The following is a 1,381-nucleotide window of genomic DNA, read 5'->3' as shown; positions in this document are numbered from 1 at the left end:
GGCCCGTGCTTGGCAGCGCGCCGGGGGGCGTTGTCGGCGGGACGCCGTTCGGGCTGGCGGGTCAGCAGATAGCCGGTGCCGGCAGCGGCCAGGAAGAGGCCCAGCACCGCGCCCAGACCGATGCCAGATGCGGGCGGTCGGGGCGCGTGGCGGATGTGGTCGAGATGATCATGATGGGGCATGACAGTCCTTTCCCAAAGCTATGAAGCACCGGTGGTCCGGCGCTGCGATCGTTTCTGTCGCGGTTCGATCGGGTCGCCTGCCGTCGACGGAAGATGCGGCTGCCCGTCCAGCGTGACGTCCGATGTACTGTCAGCCCTGAGGCCCATCTGCATGGAGTGCCGACGCATCAGGAATGCCTGGCTGCCTCATGCGTATCGGCCGGTTCGGACCCGGACGGTCGCAGGGGCTTTTTGCCGGAATGTGGAAGCATGGCCGGGCTTTCTTTCTGCGCTGGACCCGTGATCGAGCAGGGGTCCAACAAGAGGATGCCGCGATTGTTCCAGACAGTCGTGTCATTAGCGACAGCCTGAGGGTCAGAGTTTGTCGCGTCCGGTGACACGATTAAGGTTACAGCAATGACGTGGCTGAACAGGACCCTCTTGAAGCCGGTGCAGTGCTGTCCCTATTCGGATGCACAATGGCATCGGCGCGCAAGCGGGTTCGAAATCGATCATTGGACTGGGTGTAAACGGCCAGAATTGAAGCTGACAATCTGCATGACGTGTGTCCAGCCTCCGGCACTGGACCCATCTCGACCCTGCCGGAAGGCAGCGATCATCTGCCTGTGGTAGGCTGGTCGTCGATGGGAAGGAGACGGTCAGAGCACGCTTCCGCGGGCAATGCGTCAATTGCTGTAGGAACCCGGGCGGCGGTCGTGGTCTTTCGTCTGCATCAGATGACAGGTTCGTGAGCTTTCGGACCTGCCGACCCTGCCCATTACAGCGCTGGAGAACCACGTGCCCCGTACCAAGACGACCCTTTCGACAGACCAGAAGGGGACAGCCTCTCCCACACGATTTTCCATGGCGGAATGGAAGCAGATCCTTGTTCGCGTGAAGAACGAGATCGCCAGCGACCACATTTCGGTCGTGTCGGCGGGCATCGCGTTCTATGCGCTGCTGTCGGTGTTCCCGGCCCTTGCCGCGCTGATCTCGATCGCGGGTCTGGTGCTGGACCCCGCCGACATCGCCAGCCAGCTGGACACGGTCATGGCCCTGATCCCCGAAAGCGCCGGAGCGGTGCTTCAGGAACAGGTCCTGAAGGTCACCAGCGGCGATGAGACGGCGACCGGCTTGGTCGCGGCCTTTGGTCTGGCCATCGCGATCTATGGCGCCATGAAGGGCGTCATGACCCTGATGGAGGGGCTGAACATCGCCTA

At 62.6% G+C, this 1,381-nt stretch carries 2 protein-coding genes; one reads left to right on the top strand and one right to left on the bottom strand.

What is annotated here, in order from left to right; genetic code table 11:
• Positions 1-182: hypothetical protein (locus tag FHD67_RS20135; protein ID WP_139599851.1), on the bottom strand; the 182-nt coding region annotated here is incomplete at its 3' end.
• Between the two features lie 843 nt (positions 183-1,025).
• Between FHD67_RS20135 and FHD67_RS20130 the strand changes: the two genes are divergently transcribed.
• The coding region (locus FHD67_RS20130; RefSeq protein WP_139599850.1) for a YihY/virulence factor BrkB family protein at positions 1,026-1,381 on the top strand (356 nt) is incomplete at its 3' end.

It is taken from the genome of Paracoccus haeundaensis, from assembly GCF_006239215.1.
Classification (GTDB): Bacteria; Pseudomonadota; Alphaproteobacteria; order Rhodobacterales; family Rhodobacteraceae; genus Paracoccus; species Paracoccus marcusii.
Note: the sequence above shows the minus strand (reverse complement) of the source record. Positions and strands in the feature narration are given on the sequence as shown.